This is a genomic window from Solibacillus cecembensis (assembly GCF_050272495.1).
GTDB classification, from domain to species: Bacteria; Bacillota; Bacilli; order Bacillales_A; family Planococcaceae; genus Solibacillus; species Solibacillus cecembensis.
In genome coordinates, this window is record NZ_JBNNMF010000016.1 from 76,356 (window position 1) to 99,263 (window position 22,908).

Below are 22,908 nucleotides of genomic sequence, written 5' to 3' on the forward strand. Positions count from 1 at the left end.
TAAATGAACAGCAATGACCAAGTAATAATACCCATTAGTAAACCAAGGCCCCATTTTGCCTGTCTTGAAAGTTTCATAGATTACTCTCCCTTTTGCAATGTTAGTGGGAGATCATTTATAACAATATCCTCATAGCGTTCTCTTTTAATTGCCAATTGATGTTCACCATTTTCAACGAAGACAACAGCTGGTCTTGGAATACGATTATAGTTAGATGCCATTGAATACCCGTATGCACCTGTACAGAACATAGCTAAAATATCCCCAGCTTGTGCCTGTTGTAATGAAGCGTCAATGATTAGTTTATCACCAGATTCACATAGTTTCCCTGCGACCGTGTATGTACAAGTTTTTGCTTCTTGCGCTTTATTGGCAATGATTGCTTCATATTTTGCATCATATAGAGCAGGACGGATATTATCGCTCATCCCTCCATCAACAGCAATATATTCACGTACACCAGGTACTGTTTTTTGTGAGCCGATTGAATAAAGTGACGTTCCTGCATCTCCTACTAAAGAGCGACCAGGTTCAATCCAAATTTCCGGCATTGCTAATTTTAGCTTACTGCTTTCGGCTTGCACAGTTTTGATCATTTCTTCCACATATTCATGTGGTTCAAGTGGTGTATCTTCAGCTGTATAGCGAATGCCAAATCCACCGCCCAAATTTAAAACGGTTGCATCAAAGTTATGAGACACTTTCCACGAACCCATTTTTTGCATCACTTTTCCTGCGGCAAGGCTAAAACCATCCGTTTCGAAAATTTGTGAGCCAATATGACAGTGTAAGCCGAGTAATTGGATATATTCATCTTGTACTACTTGTTCAAACGCTGCATCCGCTTGGCCATTATTTAAATCAAAACCAAATTTTGAATCCGCTTGACCCGTTGTAATAAAATCATGTGTATGCGCTTCAACACCCGGTGTTACACGCAGTAAAACATTCATTTTTTGTTGTCGTGCATGAGCAAGTTCTTTCACTAAAGTAATCTCATAAAAATTATCAATTACGATACAGCCAACACCTGTTTCAAATGCCAGCTCTAATTCTGCAAACGACTTATTATTTCCATGAAAATGAATGCGCTCTGCTGGAAAATCTGCTTGAATGGCTGTATAAAGCTCGCCCCCTGATACAACGTCGAGCGATAAATTTTCTTGTGCCGCTAATTGGTATGCTGCGATACAAGAAAAAGCTTTCGATGCATACGCAACTTGGGCCGTCACACCTAATTTATCAAATGTTTGCATAAAACCACGTGCTCGTTTACGAATTAAAGCGACGTCATATACGAATAATGGCGTTCCATATTGTTTCGCCAACTCAGTCGTATCGACACCACCAATTGTTAAATGTCCTTGTTCATTGATGCTTTGTGTTCCATAAAAATGCATAGCTTTCTCCCCTAACTTTAGCACAGGTGTACTAATTTTCTTAAAAGTCACAAAATACCATATGAGAACTTTAACATAGGAGAGAAAGTCATGCAATGTAGATTCATGAACGTTTTCGCTGTTTTGCACCGACTATATACGGTCGAGGTGCGTCTTGTGACACTGGGAATCGAATGACGACACGCATAAAGGCTTTTGGGAAAAATGGAATGAGCGGCCATAAATACGGCACATTCATCGGTTTTAATGAACATAAATAGCTGAAGATAATGAAACCACCGATAAAGAAACCATTCAAACCAAACAAAGCCGTACTCGTTAATAATAATAATCGGAAAATTTTCACCGAAATACTGAGCTCGTAACTGGGTAGTGCAAATGTGAAAATGGCGGTAATTGCTATATATAACACGACTTCACTTGAAAATAAGCCAACATCAATTGCAATTTGTCCAATAGTAATACCCGCTAGTAAACCCATCGCCGTCGATAACGGGGTCGGTGTATGAATAGCTGCTAATCGTAAATATTCAAGCCCGATATCCGCAACGATCATTTGTAAAAACAAAGGAATTTCACTCGGTTCCTTTGACCCTAAAAAAGCTAATTTTTCTGGCAGTAAATTATCATTTGTTACCAATAAATACCACAACGGCAGTAATGTTAGACTGAAAATTACTGCTATATACCTTAAAATACGCATCATCGTTCCTACGATCGGAGCTTGACGATACTCTTCTGCATGTTGCAATAAGTGAAACATTGTCACTGGCATGAGCATGACAGAAGGTGACGTATCCACAATAATCGCAATATGGCCTTCTAATAAATGCGCTGCGACAATATCTGGTCTTTCTGAATAACGAACGAAAGGCACTGGATGGAATTTTTGTTTAAACAACCATTCCTCAAGTGACTTATCACCCATTGTTAAGCCATCATGATTAATTTGATGTAAGCGTTCAATAAGCCAATGTAAATGTTTTTCATTTACTAAGTTTTCCATATAGGAAACAGCTACATCTGTTTGCCCAAGGGTTGTGAGGTGGTGCATTTGAAACCTTAATTTCTCACTTCGTATCCGCCTACGAATAAGTCCTGCGTTTTGAATAATGTTTTCTGCAAAACCATCACGTGACCCTCGAATAACTTTTTCATTATCAGGCTCTTCAGGATTACGACCAGGATATTGCCGGAATTCTGACAAAAAGCAAAAGCCATTTTGTGTAATGAATCCCACTCTCCCACTAAGGACTCCTAGTAGAAAATCATCGATAGAAGTTGATTCTTCATTGCCGTGATAGTTGAAGTGCGCATGAAAATACGCAACCTCATCAGTAATGTCTTCCTCTTCCTGCCACTGCAAACTGGCTAAAAGCTCCGTCAAAGTATCGCTATTGATTAATCCACTTACATAAACGGTAAGTGTCGGTAAATTTCTTATCGTAATTACTTTTATACAAACATCAAAAGTATTTTCTGAATCAAATGTTTTTTCAAAGTAATCTTTTGCGAGTTCTAAAGTTGCAAACAATTGATTGCTGTTCGTCATTTATTTATTCACCGTCTTTGAAGTCGTTGTTAAATCCATCCAGGTTTTTAGCTGTGCGAGTATTTTCTTTTCAAGACGCGATACTTGTACTTGGGAAATTCCGAGTCGATCCGCAATTTCCGTTTGGGTTAAATCCAAATAATAACGGAAATAAATAATTGATTGTTCTCGTTTCCCTAGCTTTTTGAGTAACTCTTTTAATGGGATATAGTCAAACGGTAGCTCTGATTTATCGTCTCTCATTTGATCCATTAATGTAATGGAATCCCCATCATTTTCAAATAATTGTTCATGAAGGCTGGCTGGATCACGCATTGCATCCGCTGCCATTAAAATTTCATCATGTGTCACATTCAAAATTTGCGCAAGCTCCCCAATCGAAGGCGGTTTTTCATTCGTTTTTAAATATTCGTCCGTCGCATGGCGAATTTTAAAGTTGAGCTCTCGAATCGAGCGGCTCACTTTCACCATGCCATCGTCCCTTAAAAATCGTTGAATCTCACCTATAATCATCGGAACGGCATACGTTGAAAATTTCACTTCATAGGATAAATCAAATTTATCAACCGATTTCATTAAGCCAATGCAACCGATTTGAAACAAGTCATCTAATTCAACACCCCTTGATGAAAATCGTTGGACAATGGACCAAACGAGTCGAGTATTACCTTCAATCATAGTTTTTCGTGCATCTTTATCACCGGCTTGAGAACTAGCAATGAGTTTTCTCATTTGTTCTTGCGTTAATAACGTTTCAGATGACTGTTCGATCTTACTCATCCCCCTATTTCGTTACGTAACAAGTGTGCGTGCTGAAGATATTTGTTTCGTAAACGTAATGACGGTTCCAATTCCGACATTCGACTCCACTTGCAAAAAATCTGAAAAGCTTTCCATAATCGTAAAGCCCATTCCTGAGCGTTCAATTTCTGGCTTTGTCGTGTAAAGTGGTTCCCGCGCTTGTTCAATGTCCTCAATACCACATCCTTCATCTTTAATCGCAACACTAATTGCTGCCCCGTCGCGAATAGCATGGATCGTTATGATGCCATTGGGATTATTCGCATAGCCATGAATAATGGCATTTGAAACAGCTTCTGAGACAATTGTTTTGCATTCGGATAATTCTTCGATTGTTGGATCTAATTGCGCAATAAAACTTGTCACGGCAACTCGTGCAAGCCCTTCATTTTCGCTGCGTGCTATAAATGTTAGTGTCATTTGGTTATCCATTGACAATCCCCCTTGCCTGTAAAATTACATTTTGCTCTGAGCCCTCCATAATTAAGCCACCTAACCCTGAAAATTTAAATATTTTTTGCATCGTTTCAGATGGATTTAAAATGACCGTTTGCCCATCTACCGCTCGTAGCTCACGTATCCTCCCCAAAATGAGTCCAATACCTGAACTATCCATAAAGTGCAGTTGCTCTAAATTCCAAATAAGTAACTTCACATTCCCTTGTAAAATCGCCTTGGAAATTTGTGCGCGCACCTTCTCTGTTTGATGATGATCTAGCTCTCCATACAGCTTAATAACGAGAACTTGATTTGGATGAAGTGTCATATTAAATTTCACAGTATCGCCCTCCTTCTTGTTCGCAAATTCTCTATTTCTTTCTAGTTTCCTTTACGACTGACAAAACTAGAATAAATTCGCTAAAAGTAGTGCCCGTGCGACAACTGCTAGTAGTATAGGGATATTCCAGTCATTTTAAACATTTTTACGCATACAAAAAGCCCCGAAACTTTTGTTCGAGGCTTCAAGTAGTTTATCCAATTATTTCAACAACTTCTTTAATTTTTGTTATGGGCTCTTTTGATAGCTTTTGGCACTCTCTAAATGCGCAATGCTTACAACCTATACACTGTTTTTGCTCAATACATTGGAGCGCTGCAGAAATCGCATCACCTGTTTGTTGATAAAAATATTGCTCCCCGATTTTATGAAGTAATCCATTTCGTTCTAGCATCGCTTTTAAGCTTGGCTGAACCTCACAAATAAACACTTCCCCCCCGTGCGCCTTAAAATGCCGAACAATATTTCGGAAATACTCCTCGCCTGTTGAGTCAATAAACGGAACTTTCTCCATCCTTAAAATTAATATGCTCGGCTTATAATGAACGGTCTTCATAATCGCTTGCTCAAATGTTTGGGCAGCACCAAAAAATAAAGGTCCTTCAATTGTATACACACTAATTTGCGGGCAATCATTTGTATTTGAAACAATATCGGCTTGTAGCTTCCCTTCATTTGTATTTAAATCGGGTAAAACTTTCGTCACAATGAGCATTTCACTCATACGCTTGGCAAAAAGAACGACCGCGAGTATTAAACCTACTTGTACAGCAAATGTTAAGCTCGTAAAAACCGTTAATAAAAACGTAATAAGTAAGACAAGCGAATCACCGGATTTCAGCCTTAAAATATGTAAAAAATGGTGACGTTCACTCATATTCCATGCAACAATCATCAGTACAGGCGCCAAACTTGCAAGCGGGATATGCACAGCTAATGGCGCTAATACAAGTAAAGTTAATAAGACAAAAACGCCATGAATAATACCAGACATCGGGGAAACAGCACCTGTTTTAATATTGGTCGCCGTTCGTGCAATGGCACCCGTAGCGGGAATACCACCAAAAAATGGCGTCACAATATTCGCAACCCCCTGCCCAATTAACTCTCGATTACTATGATGTTTACTTCCTGTCATCCCATCTGCAACAACTGCAGACAATAACGATTCAATCCCTCCTAGCATCGCAATGACAAATGCTGGACCGAGAAGTAAATAAATACGTTCCCATGTGATTTCTGGAATTTGAAAATGTGGTAATGTATTTGGAATCGCGCCATATGTCGAACCAATCGTTGCCACATGGTCTTGTAAAAACAACATTGCAATTACGGATGAAAGAACAATTCCTACTAACGCCCCCGGAACTTTTGGTAATAGGCGTGGCGTCATTAAAATAAGTACTAAACTAATGATTGCAACGAGCACGCTATAAATATTAATCGTTGTAAGATGGTTTGAAATTTCTAAAATATTTAAATGGAACTTTTCATGTTGTTGCATATTGGAAAGTCCTAAAAAATTCGCGACTTGCCCTGTAAAAATAATGACCGCTATTCCAGATGTAAATCCTACCGTTACCGGGCGAGGTATAAATTTGATAAGTGTACCTAACTTAAAAATCCCCATCAAAACGAGCATGATTCCCGCCATTAAGCCGGCAATTAACAGATTTTCATAACTGTAAACGAGCACAATTCCAAGCAATACAGGCACAAACGCACCTGTTGGCCCTCCAATTTGATATTTAGAGCCCCCTAATAATGAAATGAGTATACCTGCAATAATCGCTGTATAAATTCCGTATTCTGGCTTCACACCCGAAGCAATCGCAAAAGACATAGCTAATGGAACGGCAATAATTCCAACAATAATACCCGATAGCAAATCCTTCTTCAAATGCCCCATTGAATAGCCTTCATACCTACCCGACCACTTAATCCCCATACCGATACAAGCCCCCTTAAAAGAATGCTTAAAGTAGAAAATAGTTGTATTTTTTAACAATATACGAACAATACTACCATATTCATAGAAATGCATAAATGAGATTCAAAAAATAATTCCATTTCCCCCAACAAAAAAGCTATTAATCATTCCAATACTTCGAATGACTAATAGCTTGATTAATTATTATAATTTAATCACAAATGCTTGTTCAGCTTTTTTAATGATGTCTTCAGTAATTTCTTTGTTTGAGTATAATTTAGCAATTACATCACCTTGTTTAACCTGCATGCCATTTTTCCCAACTAAAGCTACACCTGCATCATAGTCAAGAGTAGATTCTTTTGTTAGACGCCCAGCACCTAAAGCTACAGAAACTTCGCCAATTAATAAAGCATTTACTCTTTCTATAGTACCGCTATTAACTGCTTTAATCTCTTCACTATATTTTGTCTCTTTTAGATGAATATCTGAAACATCTCCGCCTTGTATCGTAATTAACTCTTTAAATTTCTCAAGTGCTTTACCGTTTTCAATGACTTCTTTAACAGTAGATAATGATTCTTCTTTAGATTTCCCTGTCGCAATCTCATACATTAAAGAAGAAATGATTACACATTCTTCGTAAAGGTCTTCATGAGTATTATTCATATTCCCTGAAAGCAACTCCATCGCCTCTACAACCTCCATTTTATTACCAACCATTAAACCTAGAGGATTATCCATATCAGAAATATGAGCTACAACTTTTCTTCCTAACTTTTCACCGATTGAAGACATTGTATCAGCCAATAATTTTGCTTCTTCAAATGTTTTCATGAATGCACCCGATCCACATTTAACATCTAATACAATACCATCCGCACCGCTAGCAATTTTCTTACTCATAATAGAAGCTGCAATTAAAGGAATGGAATCAACCGTTCCAGTTACATCACGTAATGCATATAACTTTTTATCTGCTGGAACAAGATTAGCTGTTTGGCCAGCAACAGCAATTTTATACTGATTCACATTATTAATAAATTCTTCAGAAGTTAATTCAGTTCTGAAACCATTAATCGATTCTAATTTATCAATTGTTCCCCCTGTAATACCCAAACCTTTACCACTAAATTTAGCTACAGGTATGCCTAGAGCAGCAATAATCGGCGTTACGACAAGCGTAACTTTATCTCCCACACCACCTGTTGAATGTTTATCCACTTTAAACCCATCTATAGATGACAAATCAATCACATCACCTGATTCAATCATAGACTTTGTTAAATAAAATGTTTCATTATCTGTCATACCATTTATGCGGATCGCCATTAACAATGCTGAAATTTGATAGTCAGCAATTTCGTTGTCGGTGTATTTTTTTATAAAATATTCAATTTCTTTCGCAGATAGTTCTTGCAAATTTTTCTTCTTTTCAATAATCTCAATGATATTCAAATCAATTCCTCCTTATTTCAGCTCATTTAAAAAGCTTTTTCCAAACTTAGGTGCTGCTATATTAAAGTTTTCTGCAATTGTTGCCGCAACATCCGCAAACGTTTCGCGCAACGGTAATTGTGATCCCTTTTCAAAACGTGGTGAATACACAAGTAGTGGTACGAATTCTCTTGTATGATCAGTTCCTTCAAATGTTGGGTCATTCCCATGATCTGCTGTAATGATTAATAAATCTTCTTCTGAAAGCTCTGCTAAAACTTCCGGTAAACGGCGGTCAAATTCTTCAAGCGCCTCCCCGTACCCTAGTGGATCACGACGATGCCCAAAATTAGCATCAAAATCGACTAAATTTAAAAAGCTTAAACCGTGGAAATCACGTTTTACGACATCGACCATCTTATCCATGCCATCCGTATTGTTTTTTGTGCGAATCGATTCTGTCACACCATCTCCATTAAAGATGTCCGCAATTTTGCCAATAGCGATTACATCCAAACTTGCATCCTTCATTTCTGCCATTGTTGTGCGGCCAAATGGTGTTAATGCATAGTCATGACGGTTTGACGTACGTGTATAGTTGCCTGTTGCCCCTACGAATGGACGCGCAATAATGCGACCAACTAAATATTCAGGATCAAGCGTTAACTCACGTACGATTTCACAAATTTTATACAATTCTTCAAGTGGAATCACTTCTTCATGTGCAGCAATTTGTAACACCGGATCTGCCGATGTATAAACAATAAGTGCACCTGTTTCTAAATGCTCTTGCGCGTAATCGTCAATTACTTGTGTACCACTGTAAGGTAAGTTACAAATCACTTTGCGACCCGTTGCTTCTTCTATTTTTGCAACTAATGCTGGGGGGAAGCCTTCCGGATACACTTTAAACGGTTTATCAATGTGCAAACCCATCATTTCCCAGTGCCCTGTCATTGTATCTTTCCCAACGGACGTTTCTTGCATCATGCCATAAAATGCACGCGGATTTTCTGCTTTTTCAATCCCTTTTAGTTCATGAATATTCGATAATCCTAATTCAGCCATCGTCGGCATCGTTAAGCCATCCATTTTTTCAGCGATATGACCTAATGTATGCGAACCTACATCTCCAAACATATGCGCATCTGGTGCTTCTCCAATACCTACAGAATCCATAACAATCACGTGAATTTTTTTAAAAAGTTTCATTATAACTTCCACTCCTCTTTTATCTCTTTCATTTTACAAAATTTTTCACAACAAATAAAGGTCAGACTTCCGATGACGATTAATTTTTATGTTCGTTCACCATATTTGCTCTGTTTCACTTGTTTCAGCAGATATCCCCAACTTCTATAAGAGGGGATGAATAGCCAAATATGCAATTCTATTCAATGATGATTCAAACCCCAGCTGAATCGTGGAGCAAAGGCTAAAAGATTTAAGGAACTCAGGCTAAAACCATCACGTCCTGTGACAACGCCTGAGTAATCAACATCGTGTTGACCTCTATGCTCGTGGATGGAATTGCTTATATACTTCCGATAATCTCGTTTTACTTACATGTGTATAAATTTGCGTTGTTGAAATGTCTGCATGTCCTAAAAGCTCCTGAACTGCTCGCAAGTCCGCTCCATTTTCAATCAAATGTGTCGCAAATGAATGCCTTAATACATGCGGTGTAATCTCTTTTTGAATGCCTGCTGTTAAAGCGTGACCTTTAATTATTTTCCAACAGCCTTGTCTTGTAAAACGTTTCCCTCGCTGTGTAATTAAAAACGCGTCATTTTTTGGTGCATTGCCTAATAATTCAGGTCTTGCTTCTTCTAAATAATTTGTACATGCGTGAATGGCCCCTCTTCCTAAAGGGATAATTCGCTCTTTACCGCCCTTACCAAAGACGCGAACAAAGCCCATCGTAATATGTACATCTTCTAAATTTAACTCGATTAATTCACTAATACGCATACCCGAGCCATATAATAATTCTAATAGCGCAATATCACGAACGCCCTGTGGTTTTTCAATTGTAGGTGCAGCTATTAATGCATCGATTTCTTCTATTGATAATACTTTAGGCAAAGTTTGCTCTTTTTTAGGCATTTCTAAATGCACAGTTGGATCTTGTTCGGCTACTTTTTCACGCAATAAAAATTGATGAAACGATCGAATCGACGAAATTTGTCTTGAAATCGTTTTAGACGATTTTCCAACGGCCCGTAAACTATCTAAAAAATTTAGAATATGATGACGAGTGACAACGTTAAAGGATTGAATATTTTGTTCAACATGTAGATGACGCGCATAAGCGATTAAATCCCTTTTATAAGATTGCAGTGTATTATCTGCAAGCTGACGTTCAACTTTAATAAAGTGAAGATAATCTTCAATTGGATCTTGTAATGATTGCATATGATTCGCCCCCATAAATACTTCTATCTCTATATAGTATCATTTTCTATTCGTATGTCGGTACTATTCTCATTAGCACTTTTGTATAGAATAAGAGCATTTATTTTACATTTCATTTTTCATACGTTATTCTTAAAACCATAACGTGACAGTCTGAGGTGATAATTTTGGGATCGAGAAACTAAAAATTGGTGAGCTTGCCACTGCATCTGGCGTGACAAAGCGTACAATAGACTACTATACAAATATAGGACTTCTTTCAGTAGAGCGTTCCGTGACGAATTATCGCTATTATGATCAGGCGATGATTGAGCGCATTCATTGGATTGAAGCTCAAAAAAGACACGGAAAATGCCTAGAAGAAATTCATAAGCTATTGTCTCCATCGGCTAGCGTCCATGAAGAAATAGACGTACAAGAAATTCGACTGCAAATGCGCAAGCTTGAAAAAGATGTCGCTATGCTTATGGAACAATTAGATGACAATGAAAAACAGAAATTAAAGAAAAAAGTGTCCCTCGAAAGCGCGGCACTGATGCAGTCCCTTATATTAATCTTAAATAACTAGGAGGTGAACGTTCTACTTCGTGAGTAGAACGTCTGATTGACCACAATAATAAATTTAACGATTTTCGCGGTGTTAATCGCTTTAACCGCATTTTTTGTAGCGACCGAGTTCGCTATTGTAAAGGTTCGACAATCTCGTATTGATCAACTTGTTGCTGAAGGTAAGTCTGGATCTTTATCTGCTAAAAATGTAACAACCCATTTAGATGAATATTTATCAGCCTGTCAGTTAGGTATTACGGTAACTGCACTTGGTATCGGTATGGTTGGAGAATCGACTTTCGAATTCATCCTGAACCCGTTATTCAACACAATTGGTATTCCAACTGACTATATTCATTGGTTCACAATTGGTGGTGCTTTCTTCTTAGCTACATTTTTCCACGTAGTTGTTGGAGAATTAGCGCCAAAAACAATTGCGATTCAAAAAGCAGAGGCCGTAACATTAGCGTTCGCAAAACCTATACAAATATTCTATAAAATTATGTTCCCTTTAATTTGGTTATTAAATGGTTCTTCTCGTTTATTATTAAGAGCTTTTGGTATGCAGCCTGCAAGTGAACATGAAATTTCTCATACAGAAGAGGAATTAAGATTACTACTTTCAGAGAGCTACAAATCAGGCGAAATTAATATGAATGAATTAAAATATGTAAATAATGTATTTGAATTCGATGATAAAATTGCGCGTGAAATTATGGTCCCCCGTACAGATATCGTAGGCTTTGATGTTCATGCGACGTTTGAGGAAGTATTAACACAAGTTTCAGAAGAACGCTATACACGTTATCCTGTTTACGATGGCGACCGCGATACGATTTTAGGTTTCTTAAATATTAAAGATTTTTTAACGTTAGGTATGAACAATCGCATTCAACCTGCTTCCTTTAAGTTAGAAGATTTCATCAATCCAGTAATTCGTACAATTGAAACAACACCGATTCAAAATTTACTACAAATTATGCAAAAGAAACGCATTCACATTGCGATTTTATTAGATGAATATGGTGGTACGAGTGGTATGGTAACAGTTGAAGATATTTTAGAGGAACTTGTTGGTGAAATTCGTGATGAATTTGACGATGATGAAATTCCTGAAATTCGAAAAGTTGGAGACAATCATTACCTCGTTAATTCAAAAGCTCTAATAGATGATATTGCAAAATTATTACATCTTGAATTAGAAGACCCTAATGTTGATACAATTGGTGGCTGGTATTATTCAAATATGCCCGATTTAAATATTGAAGATTCTTTCTTTTATGAAGGCTATGAATTTAAAATCCGCGAAATTGACGGACATCAAATTCAGTATTTAGAAATTAAAAAAGCAGCCCCAGTGGAAGTTACAGAGAGCGCTTAAACCCAATCAACTCAAAAAAATGTCATCTTACCAGAATTGGTAGGATGACATTTTTATTTCATATTAGAGGATTGAAAAAAATGTATATTGATCTTTCCCTTTGTTTTTCGATTGGTAAAGTGCCTGATCACTGCGCATGAAAATACTAGCTTCCGTTTCCTGGGGCGTTTCTTGAATCGTCCCACCAATACTTACAGATAATAATTCCCATGTGGCATAATCTTGTTGTTTCTTTCGGACTCGCGTGATGACTTCATTCGCTAATTTATGTAGCTCCTGTTCATTTGCATTCTTTACAACAATCGCAAATTCATCTCCACCAAACCGTGCAACAGAGCTCTTTTTATCCACAACTTCTTTCAAAATTCCTGCTAATTGTTTGAGCACTTCATCACCTTCCAAATGCCCGTATTGATCATTTACTTGTTTAAAGTTGTCTAAATCAATTAATAATAAACCGATGTGTGCCTTATTTTTCTCCAAAATCAATTGTTCCATATACTGGATATACGATGAGCGGTTATAAACCCCAGTCAATGGATCGTATGTAGCAGAAATAATTGTACCCTTCAAAATTTTCGAAATAATCAACAGTAAAATCCCCGCTATCCCCATTGCAAAAACTAAAATAATCCAGAAATTCTGTGTGTTTTTTCTTAAAAGTTGTAATTCTGTATGATTATTATACTCTATGTAAATGATTCTCTTCGTAGAATTGCCAAGTTGGTCTTCAGCAAAGTATGGTATAAATTGATGCGTTTCAACAACTCCATCATTTGATTCTATTAAAACTTCAACTTTTCCGCTGTTTTCATAAGATTTGTTATACGCCATTTGTAAATCTTGGTCTAATTGATGAATCGTCTTGATGTCATCTTTTGATCCTAAGAAAAAACCTTCATCGCCTATAATTCTCACATTATTTAAATCATCATATTTCATCACTAAGTTTTCTGCGGTTTGCAAAAAGTTGAACGATTCGAAAATAGGGGAACTCTTTAACTCCCTACCCATTTCAAATAAATACTTTCCATCTTTCGTTGCTAAATAACTATATTTCCACAATTCATTTGTAATTGCAGAAATATCTATTCCATCCGAGTAATACTCACCACTATTTCTTCTGTCATCTAATAATGCAGCAAAGTTTACACAGCATTCAGAGAATTCTAGGTCCAAGCTCGGCTCATATGTTGTTAAAATAACTGTATTGTGTTCATCGATAATGAAAAAATCCATGCCTGTTCGATTTTTAATTTCGTTTAGATTCCACGAATAAATATCCGGATTGGATTCGTAATACTTTATTAAAGCACGCAACTCGACTTCCATACTTTCTGCATATGCATTATCCAAATACAGATAGGCTTTATCTACTGCTTGCATATCTGATAGTATATGATTTTCGATAAGCGTGCGGCTTTCATATTGCTGTTGCTTTATATCTTGAACTAATAATTGTCGATTCACTAGTGTGATAACGCTTACGATAATGACTGTAAATAATAATAAACTAACAAGTAATTTTGCCCATAAATTTTTCATATAAAACACCACACTTTATCATTTTCATTCATCTTTTTTTCAAGTAGGAGGATATTTTTCTGACTAATTAGGAGAAATGAATGAATATTGGTCTTTTCCCTTATTTTTTGATTGGTACAGTGCCTGATCACTACGCATGAAAATACTTCCTTCAGTTTCTTGCGGTGTCCCTTGAATTGTTCCACCAACACTGATCGATAAGTGCTCCCATATGGCATCTTGTTGTTTTTGTCGAACACTTGTCAATATATCATTTGCTAATTTGTGTAACTGCTGTTCAGATGCGTCCTCTATAACAATGGCAAACTCATCCCCACCAAACCGTACAATAGCCCCCTTTTTCCCGATAACTTGCTGCAAAATAGCAGCTATTTTTTTGAGCACTTCATCGCCTTCTAAATGTCCAAATTGATCATTTACGAGTTTGAAGTTATCCAAATCAATTAATAATAAACCGATGTGCGCCTTATTTTTCTGCTGTATTAATCGGTCCATATATTCAACATAAGAAGAGCGATTATAAACCCCTGTCAATGCATCAAACGTTGCTAAACGAAGCGTTTCTTTTAAAATTCTCATAATAATAACGAATAGTATGCCTGTTGTAACAATACCTACTGCTAGTAAAAACCAAAATTGCTGCATTTTTTTATTAATCAGCTGCATTTCGGTGCTATTGCTATAATGTACATAAACAATCCGTTTTTTTGAATCCCCCTGCTCATTTACCGAATGATATGGAATAAATCGGTGCGTATCCTTTATTCCACCGTTAGAACGTATCATTACTTCTGCTGGTTGTTCGGTTGCTGTTGCATTTTGATACACTTCTTTTAATGTAGGACTTAGCTCATCAATCGTTTTAATATCATCTTTCGTTTGTAGGAAAAAGCCTTCCCTACTAATCATTTCAATATTTTTCAAGTCTTCATATTTTCCAATTAAACTTTCTGCTGTATCAAAAAAATTAAAGGTTTCAAAAATAGGGGAATCCCTCAATTCACCCCCAACTTCTAATATGTATCGACCATCTTTTGTCGGCATAAAACTATATTTCCATAAATCCTTCGTCACTTCTGCATTTTCTATACCGTTTGAAAAAAATTCATCGCTCTTTCTTCTTTCATCTAAAAACGCTGCAAATCTTTTACAGCAATCCGCCAAATTCAGTCCAACGCTCGGCTTATCCGTTGAAGCGACAATTCTATTTTGTGCATCGATTATGTTAAGATCCATCCCTGTACGGCCGTATATTGCTTGCATATCCCACGAATAGACATCCGGATTGGCTTCATAATAGTTTTGTAAATAAAGTAACTCGGTTTTCATTTGTTCAAAATACGTATGGTTATTATAACTATGTGCTTCATCAACCATTTGCATATCCGATAAAATATGATTTTCGATTAGCTCTCGACTTTCATGCTGTTGCTTCTTTATGTCTTGTACTAATAGATGCCTATTTGCGAATGCAATCACGCTGACGATAATAATCGTAAATAGTAATAAACTAAGAAGTAATTTTGCTAACAAATTTTTCATACAAATGCACCATACCTTATAAACATCTATTACATTTCAATATTGAATAAAATGAATTATGTATAATCTTCCCGTTGCAATACTTTTAAACCACCTTAAATGCATTACTATTATACTACTTACAGAATCATAATACCAATCAATCATTATTTTCGTATGATACTCATCTAAAATTAACGCAAAAAAAAATTGAACAGCCCCTCAGCTGCCCAATTTTTCATACATTATTCAAATCTTACTAAGCATTGCTGTCTCCAACATTGTCTTCTTGATCATGACAACGCCAGCAAATGCCATGGAATGTTAGGCGATGGTCTTTAATAATAAAATTCCAACGCTTCTCCACAATGACTTCTACATCGTCTAATAAATCTTCTTGAATTTCGTCTACCGCGCCACATTCGATACAAACTAAATGATGATGAAAATGTTTTGCACCTTCTTGACGCAAATCATAGCGAGATACGCCATCACCAAAATTAATTTTGTCAACGACCTTCAATTCTGTTAAAAGCTCCAGTGTGCGATACACTGTCGCTAAACCAATTTCAGGTGCTTTTTCTTTTACTAATAAGTAAACATCTTCAGCACTTAAATGGTCTTCTTCATGCTCTAATAAAACTGCTACGGTTGCTTCTCGCTGTGGCGTCAGCTTATAGCTCGCACTATGCAGTTGTTTTTTAATTCGATCAATACGGCTCTCCATGCGACGCCCTCCTAAACTCACTTCATTATACCAAAGGAGTAAATCTGATTACAAGATAATGATTTTATTTAAATACATAGGATATCACAAAATTCTCTAGGGTAAATACAATAATCATTAAAACGAGCACCGCCACAACCTTTTTCCATGGAACAGCCCCTCTTATCGTTCGTCCAAAACTAATTTTATGTCCACTTTTATATAACATAATCAATAATAGACAATATAAAAATTGGAAAGGAAACCACCAAAGTGCATATAGTTTAATAGAATGGTGTTGAACAAGTAAAAAGACCGAGCTAAATCCTAAAAAAGTTACCTTAATCGCGATAAATATTGGGGCAATCATCGTTAAATATTTATGTGTGGAAAATAATAATACCGTCAGAATTGCTGCAAGAAATGGGACAGTACTCCAAATTAACGTCGGCTTGTCCACCGACAGTAAACGGCGGTCTCCCAATTCAATAATTTGTGTTATTTGCTGTATGTCAAACAGTTGATAGCAAGCTACCCCGCTAATAAAGCTTAAGACAATCATTGTTGCGTACTGAACGTAAATCATTTTGCGCATGTTGGACTCCCCCTTGTCCATACAATCTATGCTCGTCTACTGTTCATATGCCAATAATTTTCAACTTCCATAATTACGGTTTGTAGTTTATCAACTCATAAAAAACAGGGGAATTATTGATTTACAGTCTCAGAAATAGCATACTATCTATACAAAATCGGCTAAGTACGCAATTACTCTAAGACACAATTGATTTTCATCCACAACACCGCAAAAACAGTCTTTGCATCAAAAATTTGCTGATCGTTCACCATTTGTTCAGCCTCTTCCAACGAAACTTCCATTAACTCTACAAATTCATCCTCATCTAATTGCGCAGGCGTTTGCATTTTTGTTAAATTTCGCGCAACATACACATGAATAATCTCATCGGCAAACCCAGGGGATGTTGCAAAGGATTGTAAATAGTGTAGTGAATCCGTTGTATAGCCCGTTTCCTCCTCTAATTCACGACGTGCAGTAACAATCGGTTCTTCCTCTTTTTCAATTTTTCCAGCAGGAATTTCAATAATCGAACGTTCCAGCGCTTTACGAAACTGTTCGACAAGTAGAATTTTGTGGTTCTCTGTAATCGCTATGATGGCAACTGCACCGGGATGATTAATTATTTCACGCTTACCCGTTGCACCATTCGGCAATAACACATCATCAACTTTTAACGAAATGACTTTTCCATCGAAAATTTTTTCTGATTGTATCGTTTTCTCTTCGAATTTTTTCATTACTAGGCCCCTCACTTGTTTTACATGTTCTATCCATTGTACCATTAGTCTATACTTTTCTATCATACTGAAGTTTGGGGGAATTTAAACGTGAAAAAAAGAATTTTAGGCACGAGTCAAATTGAGATTTCTGAAATAAGCTTAGGTTGTATGTCCTTGCCTCCAAATAAAGGAGAAGCCGAACTGGTCGTTGCTGCCGCTCTGGATTATGGTATAGATTATTTTGATACAGCTGATTTATATGATAAAGGGGTAAACGAGGAAATTGTCGGCGAACTCGTAAAGAAAAATCGACACGACATACTTTTAGCAACGAAAGCCGGAAATCGCTGGGAAGAGGGCAAAGAGGGTTGGCACTGGGATGCTTCACCTGCCCATTTGAAACAAGCGGTAAAAGATAGCCTTCGACGACTGCAAACAGATTATATCGATGTATATCAGTTACATGGTGGAACAACAGCTGACAATTGGGAAGAAATTATCGACACTTTTGATCAACTAAAAAAAGAAGGGCTTATTCGTGAATACGGAATTTCATCCATCCGTCCAAATGTTTTTACTCCCTTTTTAAAAGATAGTGGCGCTATTAGTAATATGATGCAATTTAATATTTTGGATCAGCGAGCGAGCGAATATTTTACGACGATTCAACAGTCCGGTGCTTCTGTTGTAACGCGAGGTTCGATTGCAAAAGGCTTACTGACAAATGATTGGCGTAATCGTCTGCAATCTTATATGGGGTATGAAAAGGAACAAGTTCAAGAAATCATTGCAAAAATTGAGCACAACTACGGCGATGTTCATGCAGCAGCTCTTGCTTTTAACTTACATTATGAAACAATTGCTTCTACTGTCATTGGAGCACGAACGATAGAACAGCTTCAGCAAAATATGACAGCGTATGAGAAAGCACAACAGCTCGGTTCAATTTCTACTTTACTTGAATGGATAGAGCCGGAACGTTATACAGAACATAGATGAAAAAAGCGATTATTCTCACAGTTGTTGCACTTATTATCGTCATATACGCATCCACTATGACCTATGAGCAGCAAACGGTTATACCAGAACTCCGCGTACTGTTAAAAGATAAGCCATTGGAAGGCGCTTTAAGTACTCTAGAAATCCCTTATTGGGGAACGATTATTTCAATAGAATCCAGAGGCTACTTTTATTTCATTGAATTTTTAATTCGCAAGGCGACGCATTTTATCGGGTATGGCATACTTGCGGTCATTTTTTACTTTTTATACTTAAAGCTTAAATGGCGTTTCCCTAGTATAGTGGCATTTGTCACGATTTTTATTATTGCTTGTTTGGATGAATATCGTCAAAGCCGTATCCCAGGACGAACCGGGATTTTCGATGATGTGCTCATTGATGCTGCGGGTGCGATTTTCTTTTTACTATTAGTCAAAATCATTGTTTCCTTAAAACGATTTATCACCAAAAAAGCTGAGCACAGTTGATAAAATGCTCAGCTTCTTTATTTTCTTATTAAATAAAATTAAAATTTTGAACCTTTATTGCCGTATTGATCTAGCAGCTCTTCAAAGCTCATATTTTTCTCGCGTTGCTTACGATCAAATGCCGCTTTTGCAATACGCTCCTCTTCTTGCACTTTCTCTTGTGCAAGCATATCTTTTTTGGCTGCCTTTAATTTCGCCAGCACATCGCCACCTAATTGATCCGCTAATGTTGCCGCCTTGTCTTTCGGTAGTTCAAATTCATTGTTCGTTCTTTGTTGTTGTTGTTTTTTTCTTGCCATCTGTTATTCACCTACAATTTTTTTTAGCGTTGGACGATTGTTGCGACACCTTGCCCGCCTCCGATGCATAAAGTAGCAAGACCTAGCTTTGCATCTTGCTTTTGCATCTCATGTAAAAGCGTGACTAAAATACGTGCGCCACTCGCTCCAATTGGATGTCCGAGTGCAATCGCGCCACCGTTTACATTTAGTTTATCATGATTGAAGGCAAGTTCGCGATCAACTGCTATCGCTTGTGCAGCAAACGCTTCATTCGCTTCAATTAAATCCATCTGTTCTAAAGTTAAGTTCGATTTTGACAATGCCTTTTTCACAGCTTGAACCGGCCCTATCCCCATAATAGACGGATCGACACCTGCGCTCGCATTCGCTAAAATTGTAGCCATTGGTGTCAAACCAAGTTCAAGTGCACGTTGTTTCGACATCACAATGACAGCAGCCGCGCCATCATTAATTCCCGAAGCATTGCCGGCTGTAACCGAACCTTCTTTTTTAAATGCTGGTCGTAACGCACTTAGTTTTTCCGCTGTCGAATTTGACTTCACATATTCATCTTGTGCAAATACAATTGGCTCCCCTTTACGTTGCAGAATTTCAACGGGCACAATTTCATCGGTAAACTTGCCTGCTGCAATAGCGGCTGTAGCACGTGATTGTGAACGAGCAGAAAAAGCATCTTGCTCTTCTCTCGTAATTTGATGTAAATCACATAAATTTTCAGCCGTAACACCCATATGATAATCATTAAATGCACACCATAACCCATCTTTAATCATTGTATCCACTACTTTTTGGTCACCCATTCGGAAACCTTCACGTGCATTTTGTAATACATATGGAGCCTGACTCATATTTTCAAAGCCACCCGCAATAATAATGTCAGCATCCCCTACTGCGATTGCTTGAGCCGCTAAATGCACCGCCTTTAAACCTGAACCACAAACTTTATTAATCGTCATTGCTGATACTTCATTCGGTAAGCCTGCATGAACGCTCGCTTGACGCGCTGGATTTTGTCCTAAACCTGCCGCCAAAACATTCCCCATAATGACTTCATCGACCAAAGTAGGATCCAAATTAATGCGTTGGTACGCCTCTTTCATCACTATACCACCTAAAACCGGCGCTGCAATATCTTTTAACGTCCCTTGAAATGCGCCAATTGCTGTACGTACTGCACTGACAATTACAACTTCTTGTGTCATAAAAATTCCCCCTTAGCTTAGCAGTTCCCTTTGTGAAGCGAATGTTTCAATTTCATTCGTCCGCCTAATTTTACCAAACATTCTGAAGTTTTTCGAGATAGGATTTTTGTTTCATTTTGAATAATATATAGTGTCTACTGTATTAGAGCGTTTCAAATAGGCAACAACTAAAACAAGTGAGGTGCGAATGATGAAAAAGAAATTAATGTTAGCTTCTAGTATCGCGACAACTTTTTTAGCTACCGCAACGGCTGTTTCAGGAATTATGCTCACAAATCGATTAATGTATATTAAACCTAAAGAGGCATCCTTTATCTATGACCGTGAAGTGAAAGCAAAAAGATTTGACGAGGCGTGGTATAACGGTTGTTTAAAAGATGAACTAACAGTCCAATCCCCGAACGATTACACAATAAAAGGGATTTTTCTAAAGCCTCTGTCGACAAAAAATACGGTGATTATTTGTCATGGGGTGACCGAAAGTAAAATGAACTCAATTAAATACGCTCGCATGTATGAAAGACTCGGCTTTAACACTGTTGTGTATGATCACCGCCGCCATGGAGATTCTGGAGGGAAAACGACGAGTTATGGCCATTATGAAAAATATGATTTACAAGCGCTTGTGCAAGCGGTAAAGGCAATCATCGGGGAAGATGCATTGTTAGGCATTCATGGAGAATCTATGGGCGCTGCGACGACTTTACTTTATGCAGGTACGGTCGAGGATCATGCGTCATTTTATATTTCGGATTGTGCATTTTCAGATTTCCGTGAGTTGCTTGCGCTAATTATTAAAAATTCCATTTCCATCGATTTTAAGTTTGCTGTCCATTTTACTAATATTTTTATTCGGCTGCGTGAAGGCTATTCGTTTGATCATGTGAATCCTAAATTGGCTGTAAAAAATATAATGAAACCCACATTATTTATTCATAGCGAACCCGATGATTTTATCCCATCTACTATGACTGAACAGCTTTTTGAAGCAAAACCGGATGCAAAAATGTTAAAAATTTTTAAAGAAGGCGCTCACGCACAATCGTTCAATGTGTCGCCATTTGAATACGAGCAAGTAATTACGAAATTTTTACAGGATTTTATCGGTGACTACCGGAATAATCTAGAGATAGATCCGTTTGTATAAAAATAAAAGGCATGGATTTTCACTGTTCGTGATTTTCCATGCCTTTAAATTTATTCACTTATTCTCCTTGAAATACAATATGCCATTCATCGCGTTGTTCTAAAAATTCCTTTGCTAATGCTTGTGCACCTTCTAAACTATGACTCGCAGCCCAACCGCATTGCACTTCATTACATGCCGGTACAGAAGTTGCAGCGAGTACATCTTGTGCAGTCTTTTCTAAAATTATTAAAATGCCTTCATAATCATCATAGTTTAAAAATGAAACATAAAAACCCGTTTGGCAGCCCATTGGTGAAAGGTCTACAACAGCGTCCGAATGATTGCGAATGCGGTCTGCCATTAAATGCTCCAGCGAATGAAGTGCTGGCATTTCCATATGCGCCTTATTCGGTTGCTTAAAGCGAATATCATACTTCGTTACAACATCCCCGTGGTGCCCTTGTTTCGTACCTGCCAGGCGTACATATGGTGCTACCACTTTCGTATGGTCTAAATCAAAACTTTCAACATTTGTTTGTTCTATTGTCATTGTTTGTTCCTCCTAATTAATGATGCCTCAAGCTAATTTCTTGTAACGGATGTTTGGACACCCGCTGCAAGAAATTAGATGAATTGCATTGATTGAATAAAAGATTGGATACGTGCATTGTCATTTTGCTCAAAAAAGTGGAAAGTTGCGCCATCAAATACGATTTCGCCATGCTCTAAAAAAAGAATACGGTCTGCTACTTCGCGGGCAAAATTTAAATTATGCGTCACGATAATCATGGACTTTTCTTCTTCCGAAAGATCCTTTAGCACTTTCAACACTTCCCCTTCAAGCTCTGGATCCAGCGCACTTGTCGGTTCATCAAAAAGTAAAAACTGTGGCTCCATCGCCAAAGCCCGCGCAATCGCCACCCGTTGCTGTTGCCCACCTGACAATTGTGCAGGATAGCTGTCTATTTTTTGGCTAAGCCCTACTTTTTCTAGCAATAATTTACCTTTTTCAACAGCGTCAATCCGCGTTTCTTTCAGCACAGTTAACCGACCTTCGATGACATTTTCTAACACTTTCATATGTGGAAATAAATTAAAACTTTGAAATACCATCGCAGTGCGTTGGCGAATTGCTAATGTATCTTTTTTCGATACAGGCTTCGATAAATCAATCTTAATGTCACCCACAGAAATTGTACCTTTTTCTGGTTTTTCTAACAAGTTAATACATCTTAGGAGTGTGGACTTTCCAGAGCCAGATGGACCTAAAATAACAGTGGTTTCACCTTTATGAAAGGTTAAATTAATATTTTTTAGCGCCTCTTGCTGCCCGAAATATTTCGTTACTTGTTGAAACTTTACGATATGAAGCAACTCCTCTCATCAATTACACCTCGGTGTAATTGCGTCCAGATTTTTTTCGAGCTTGCTCGAAAAACTCCCCTTAAAATCTGTGACATCCGCCGGTGCAGTA

The 22,908-nt window shown here is 37.5% G+C and carries 23 protein-coding genes; 5 read left to right on the top strand and 18 right to left on the bottom strand.

Features of this window, described 5'->3' with window-relative positions; translation table 11 throughout:
- Positions 1-80: 80 nt before the first annotated feature.
- From lysA to xerD, 9 genes are all read right to left on the bottom strand, one after another.
- Entirely contained in the window at positions 81-1,400 is a 1,320-nt protein-coding gene (gene lysA, locus ACQKIH_RS14780) for a diaminopimelate decarboxylase (protein ID WP_427767328.1), read from the bottom strand.
- Positions 1,401-1,503: 103 nt separating this feature from the next.
- Positions 1,504-2,952 (bottom strand): spore germination protein, encoded by a 1,449-nt coding sequence (locus tag ACQKIH_RS14785; protein ID WP_427767330.1) that lies wholly within the window; start codon positions 2,950-2,952, stop codon positions 1,504-1,506.
- Positions 2,953-3,732 (bottom strand): SigF/SigG family RNA polymerase sporulation sigma factor, encoded by a 780-nt coding sequence (locus ACQKIH_RS14790; protein ID WP_427767333.1) that lies wholly within the window; start codon positions 3,730-3,732, stop codon positions 2,953-2,955. It abuts the gene before it with no gap.
- Between the two features lie 12 nt (positions 3,733-3,744).
- The gene (gene spoIIAB / locus ACQKIH_RS14795; protein ID WP_057982146.1) at positions 3,745-4,185 is read right to left on the bottom strand and encodes an anti-sigma F factor; all 441 of its coding nucleotides are present in this window, start codon (positions 4,183-4,185) and stop codon (positions 3,745-3,747) included.
- On the bottom strand, positions 4,178-4,531 hold the full coding sequence (locus ACQKIH_RS14800; RefSeq protein ID WP_236706674.1) for an STAS domain-containing protein: 354 nt from the start codon (positions 4,529-4,531) through the stop codon (positions 4,178-4,180). Before ACQKIH_RS14800 ends, spoIIAB begins: the two co-directional genes overlap by 8 nt.
- Positions 4,532-4,724: 193 nt before the next feature.
- Positions 4,725-6,479 (bottom strand): SulP family inorganic anion transporter, encoded by a 1,755-nt coding sequence (locus ACQKIH_RS14805; protein WP_427767337.1) that lies wholly within the window; start codon positions 6,477-6,479, stop codon positions 4,725-4,727.
- A gap of 186 nt (positions 6,480-6,665) precedes the next feature.
- A complete protein-coding gene (locus ACQKIH_RS14810; RefSeq protein WP_427767339.1) occupies positions 6,666-7,919 on the bottom strand; it encodes a thymidine phosphorylase in 1,254 nt (417 codons plus the stop codon).
- 12 nt (positions 7,920-7,931) lie between these two features.
- A complete protein-coding gene (gene deoB / locus ACQKIH_RS14815; RefSeq protein ID WP_427767342.1) occupies positions 7,932-9,110 on the bottom strand; it encodes a phosphopentomutase in 1,179 nt (392 codons plus the stop codon).
- Between the two features lie 300 nt (positions 9,111-9,410).
- Positions 9,411-10,313 carry a site-specific tyrosine recombinase XerD gene (xerD, locus tag ACQKIH_RS14820; RefSeq protein ID WP_427767344.1) on the bottom strand — a complete coding sequence of 301 codons (903 nt, stop codon included), beginning with the start codon at positions 10,311-10,313 and terminating at the stop codon, positions 9,411-9,413.
- Positions 10,314-10,527: 214 nt separating this feature from the next.
- On the opposite strand from xerD, the gene ACQKIH_RS14825 reads away from it, so the two are divergent.
- Together ACQKIH_RS14825 and ACQKIH_RS14830 are read left to right on the top strand one after the other, a co-directional pair.
- Complete coding sequence (locus tag ACQKIH_RS14825) at positions 10,528-10,881, top strand: MerR family transcriptional regulator (protein WP_427767347.1); 354 nt, start codon at positions 10,528-10,530, stop codon at positions 10,879-10,881.
- 36 nt (positions 10,882-10,917) lie between these two features.
- The gene (locus ACQKIH_RS14830; RefSeq protein WP_427767349.1) at positions 10,918-12,243 is read left to right on the top strand and encodes a hemolysin family protein; all 1,326 of its coding nucleotides are present in this window, start codon (positions 10,918-10,920) and stop codon (positions 12,241-12,243) included.
- A gap of 63 nt (positions 12,244-12,306) precedes the next feature.
- Here the strand turns inward: ACQKIH_RS14830 and ACQKIH_RS14835 are convergent, their stop codons facing one another.
- From ACQKIH_RS14835 to ACQKIH_RS14855, 5 genes are all read right to left on the bottom strand, one after another.
- Positions 12,307-13,788 (bottom strand): GGDEF domain-containing protein, encoded by a 1,482-nt coding sequence (locus tag ACQKIH_RS14835; RefSeq protein ID WP_427767352.1) that lies wholly within the window; start codon positions 13,786-13,788, stop codon positions 12,307-12,309.
- A 63-nt stretch (positions 13,789-13,851) separates the two neighbouring features.
- Positions 13,852-15,330: a GGDEF domain-containing protein gene (locus ACQKIH_RS14840; protein ID WP_427767354.1), complete on the bottom strand. Its 1,479-nt coding sequence runs from the start codon at positions 15,328-15,330 to the stop codon at positions 13,852-13,854.
- A gap of 238 nt (positions 15,331-15,568) precedes the next feature.
- Positions 15,569-16,036, bottom strand: a complete 468-nt coding sequence (fur, locus tag ACQKIH_RS14845; protein ID WP_057982131.1) for a ferric iron uptake transcriptional regulator — start codon at positions 16,034-16,036, stop codon at positions 15,569-15,571.
- Positions 16,037-16,100: 64 nt separating this feature from the next.
- The gene (locus tag ACQKIH_RS14850) at positions 16,101-16,610 is read right to left on the bottom strand and encodes a hypothetical protein (protein ID WP_427767357.1); all 510 of its coding nucleotides are present in this window, start codon (positions 16,608-16,610) and stop codon (positions 16,101-16,103) included.
- 173 nt (positions 16,611-16,783) lie between these two features.
- Positions 16,784-17,332: an NUDIX domain-containing protein gene (locus tag ACQKIH_RS14855; protein WP_427767359.1), complete on the bottom strand. Its 549-nt coding sequence runs from the start codon at positions 17,330-17,332 to the stop codon at positions 16,784-16,786.
- A 90-nt stretch (positions 17,333-17,422) separates the two neighbouring features.
- Here ACQKIH_RS14855 and ACQKIH_RS14860 point away from each other — a divergent pair, with 90 nt between their 5' ends.
- Both ACQKIH_RS14860 and ACQKIH_RS14865 read left to right on the top strand, forming a co-directional pair.
- Positions 17,423-18,313, top strand: a complete 891-nt coding sequence (locus tag ACQKIH_RS14860) for an aldo/keto reductase (protein ID WP_427767362.1) — start codon at positions 17,423-17,425, stop codon at positions 18,311-18,313.
- Positions 18,310-18,801, top strand: coding sequence for a VanZ family protein (locus ACQKIH_RS14865; RefSeq protein WP_427767364.1), 492 nt, complete (start codon positions 18,310-18,312; stop codon positions 18,799-18,801). Before ACQKIH_RS14860 ends, ACQKIH_RS14865 begins: the two co-directional genes overlap by 4 nt.
- A gap of 38 nt (positions 18,802-18,839) precedes the next feature.
- On the opposite strand, the gene ACQKIH_RS14870 is transcribed toward ACQKIH_RS14865, so the two are convergent.
- Together ACQKIH_RS14870 and ACQKIH_RS14875 are read right to left on the bottom strand one after the other, a co-directional pair.
- Positions 18,840-19,100 carry a YqkE family protein gene (locus ACQKIH_RS14870; protein ID WP_427767366.1) on the bottom strand — a complete coding sequence of 87 codons (261 nt, stop codon included), beginning with the start codon at positions 19,098-19,100 and terminating at the stop codon, positions 18,840-18,842.
- A gap of 23 nt (positions 19,101-19,123) precedes the next feature.
- A complete protein-coding gene (locus ACQKIH_RS14875; RefSeq protein ID WP_427767369.1) occupies positions 19,124-20,305 on the bottom strand; it encodes an acetyl-CoA C-acetyltransferase in 1,182 nt (393 codons plus the stop codon).
- Between the two features lie 187 nt (positions 20,306-20,492).
- Between ACQKIH_RS14875 and ACQKIH_RS14880 the strand changes: the two genes are divergently transcribed.
- Positions 20,493-21,452 carry an alpha/beta hydrolase gene (locus ACQKIH_RS14880; protein ID WP_427767371.1) on the top strand — a complete coding sequence of 320 codons (960 nt, stop codon included), beginning with the start codon at positions 20,493-20,495 and terminating at the stop codon, positions 21,450-21,452.
- Between the two features lie 58 nt (positions 21,453-21,510).
- Here the strand turns inward: ACQKIH_RS14880 and ACQKIH_RS14885 are convergent, their stop codons facing one another.
- Entirely contained in the window at positions 21,511-21,984 is a 474-nt protein-coding gene (locus ACQKIH_RS14885) for an S-ribosylhomocysteine lyase (protein WP_427767374.1), read from the bottom strand.
- Positions 21,985-22,058: 74 nt separating this feature from the next.
- Positions 22,059-22,799 carry an amino acid ABC transporter ATP-binding protein gene (locus tag ACQKIH_RS14890; RefSeq protein WP_427767408.1) on the bottom strand — a complete coding sequence of 247 codons (741 nt, stop codon included), beginning with the start codon at positions 22,797-22,799 and terminating at the stop codon, positions 22,059-22,061.
- Between the last annotated feature and the right edge of the window lie 109 nt (positions 22,800-22,908).

Coding starts and splice junctions, on each gene's coding strand:
- ACQKIH_RS14885 (WP_427767374.1), bottom strand. CDS start 21,984: ATGACAATAGAACAAACAAATGTTGAAAGTTTTGATTTAGACCATACG.
- ACQKIH_RS14805 (WP_427767337.1), bottom strand. CDS start 6,479: ATGGGGATTAAGTGGTCGGGTAGGTATGAAGGCTATTCAATGGGGCAT.
- ACQKIH_RS14790 (WP_427767333.1), bottom strand. CDS start 3,732: ATGAGTAAGATCGAACAGTCATCTGAAACGTTATTAACGCAAGAACAA.
- ACQKIH_RS14785 (WP_427767330.1), bottom strand. CDS start 2,952: ATGACGAACAGCAATCAATTGTTTGCAACTTTAGAACTCGCAAAAGAT.
- ACQKIH_RS14850 (WP_427767357.1), bottom strand. CDS start 16,610: ATGCGCAAAATGATTTACGTTCAGTACGCAACAATGATTGTCTTAAGC.
- ACQKIH_RS14855 (WP_427767359.1), bottom strand. CDS start 17,332: ATGAAAAAATTCGAAGAGAAAACGATACAATCAGAAAAAATTTTCGAT.
- ACQKIH_RS14870 (WP_427767366.1), bottom strand. CDS start 19,100: ATGGCAAGAAAAAAACAACAACAACAAAGAACGAACAATGAATTTGAA.
- deoB (WP_427767342.1), bottom strand. CDS start 9,110: ATGAAACTTTTTAAAAAAATTCACGTGATTGTTATGGATTCTGTAGGT.
- ACQKIH_RS14875 (WP_427767369.1), bottom strand. CDS start 20,305: ATGACACAAGAAGTTGTAATTGTCAGTGCAGTACGTACAGCAATTGGC.
- ACQKIH_RS14840 (WP_427767354.1), bottom strand. CDS start 15,330: ATGAAAAATTTGTTAGCAAAATTACTTCTTAGTTTATTACTATTTACG.
- lysA (WP_427767328.1), bottom strand. CDS start 1,400: ATGCATTTTTATGGAACACAAAGCATCAATGAACAAGGACATTTAACA.
- ACQKIH_RS14835 (WP_427767352.1), bottom strand. CDS start 13,788: ATGAAAAATTTATGGGCAAAATTACTTGTTAGTTTATTATTATTTACA.
- spoIIAB (WP_057982146.1), bottom strand. CDS start 4,185: ATGGATAACCAAATGACACTAACATTTATAGCACGCAGCGAAAATGAA.
- fur (WP_057982131.1), bottom strand. CDS start 16,036: ATGGAGAGCCGTATTGATCGAATTAAAAAACAACTGCATAGTGCGAGC.
- ACQKIH_RS14880 (WP_427767371.1), top strand. CDS start 20,493: ATGATGAAAAAGAAATTAATGTTAGCTTCTAGTATCGCGACAACTTTT.
- ACQKIH_RS14865 (WP_427767364.1), top strand. CDS start 18,310: ATGAAAAAAGCGATTATTCTCACAGTTGTTGCACTTATTATCGTCATA.
- xerD (WP_427767344.1), bottom strand. CDS start 10,313: ATGCAATCATTACAAGATCCAATTGAAGATTATCTTCACTTTATTAAA.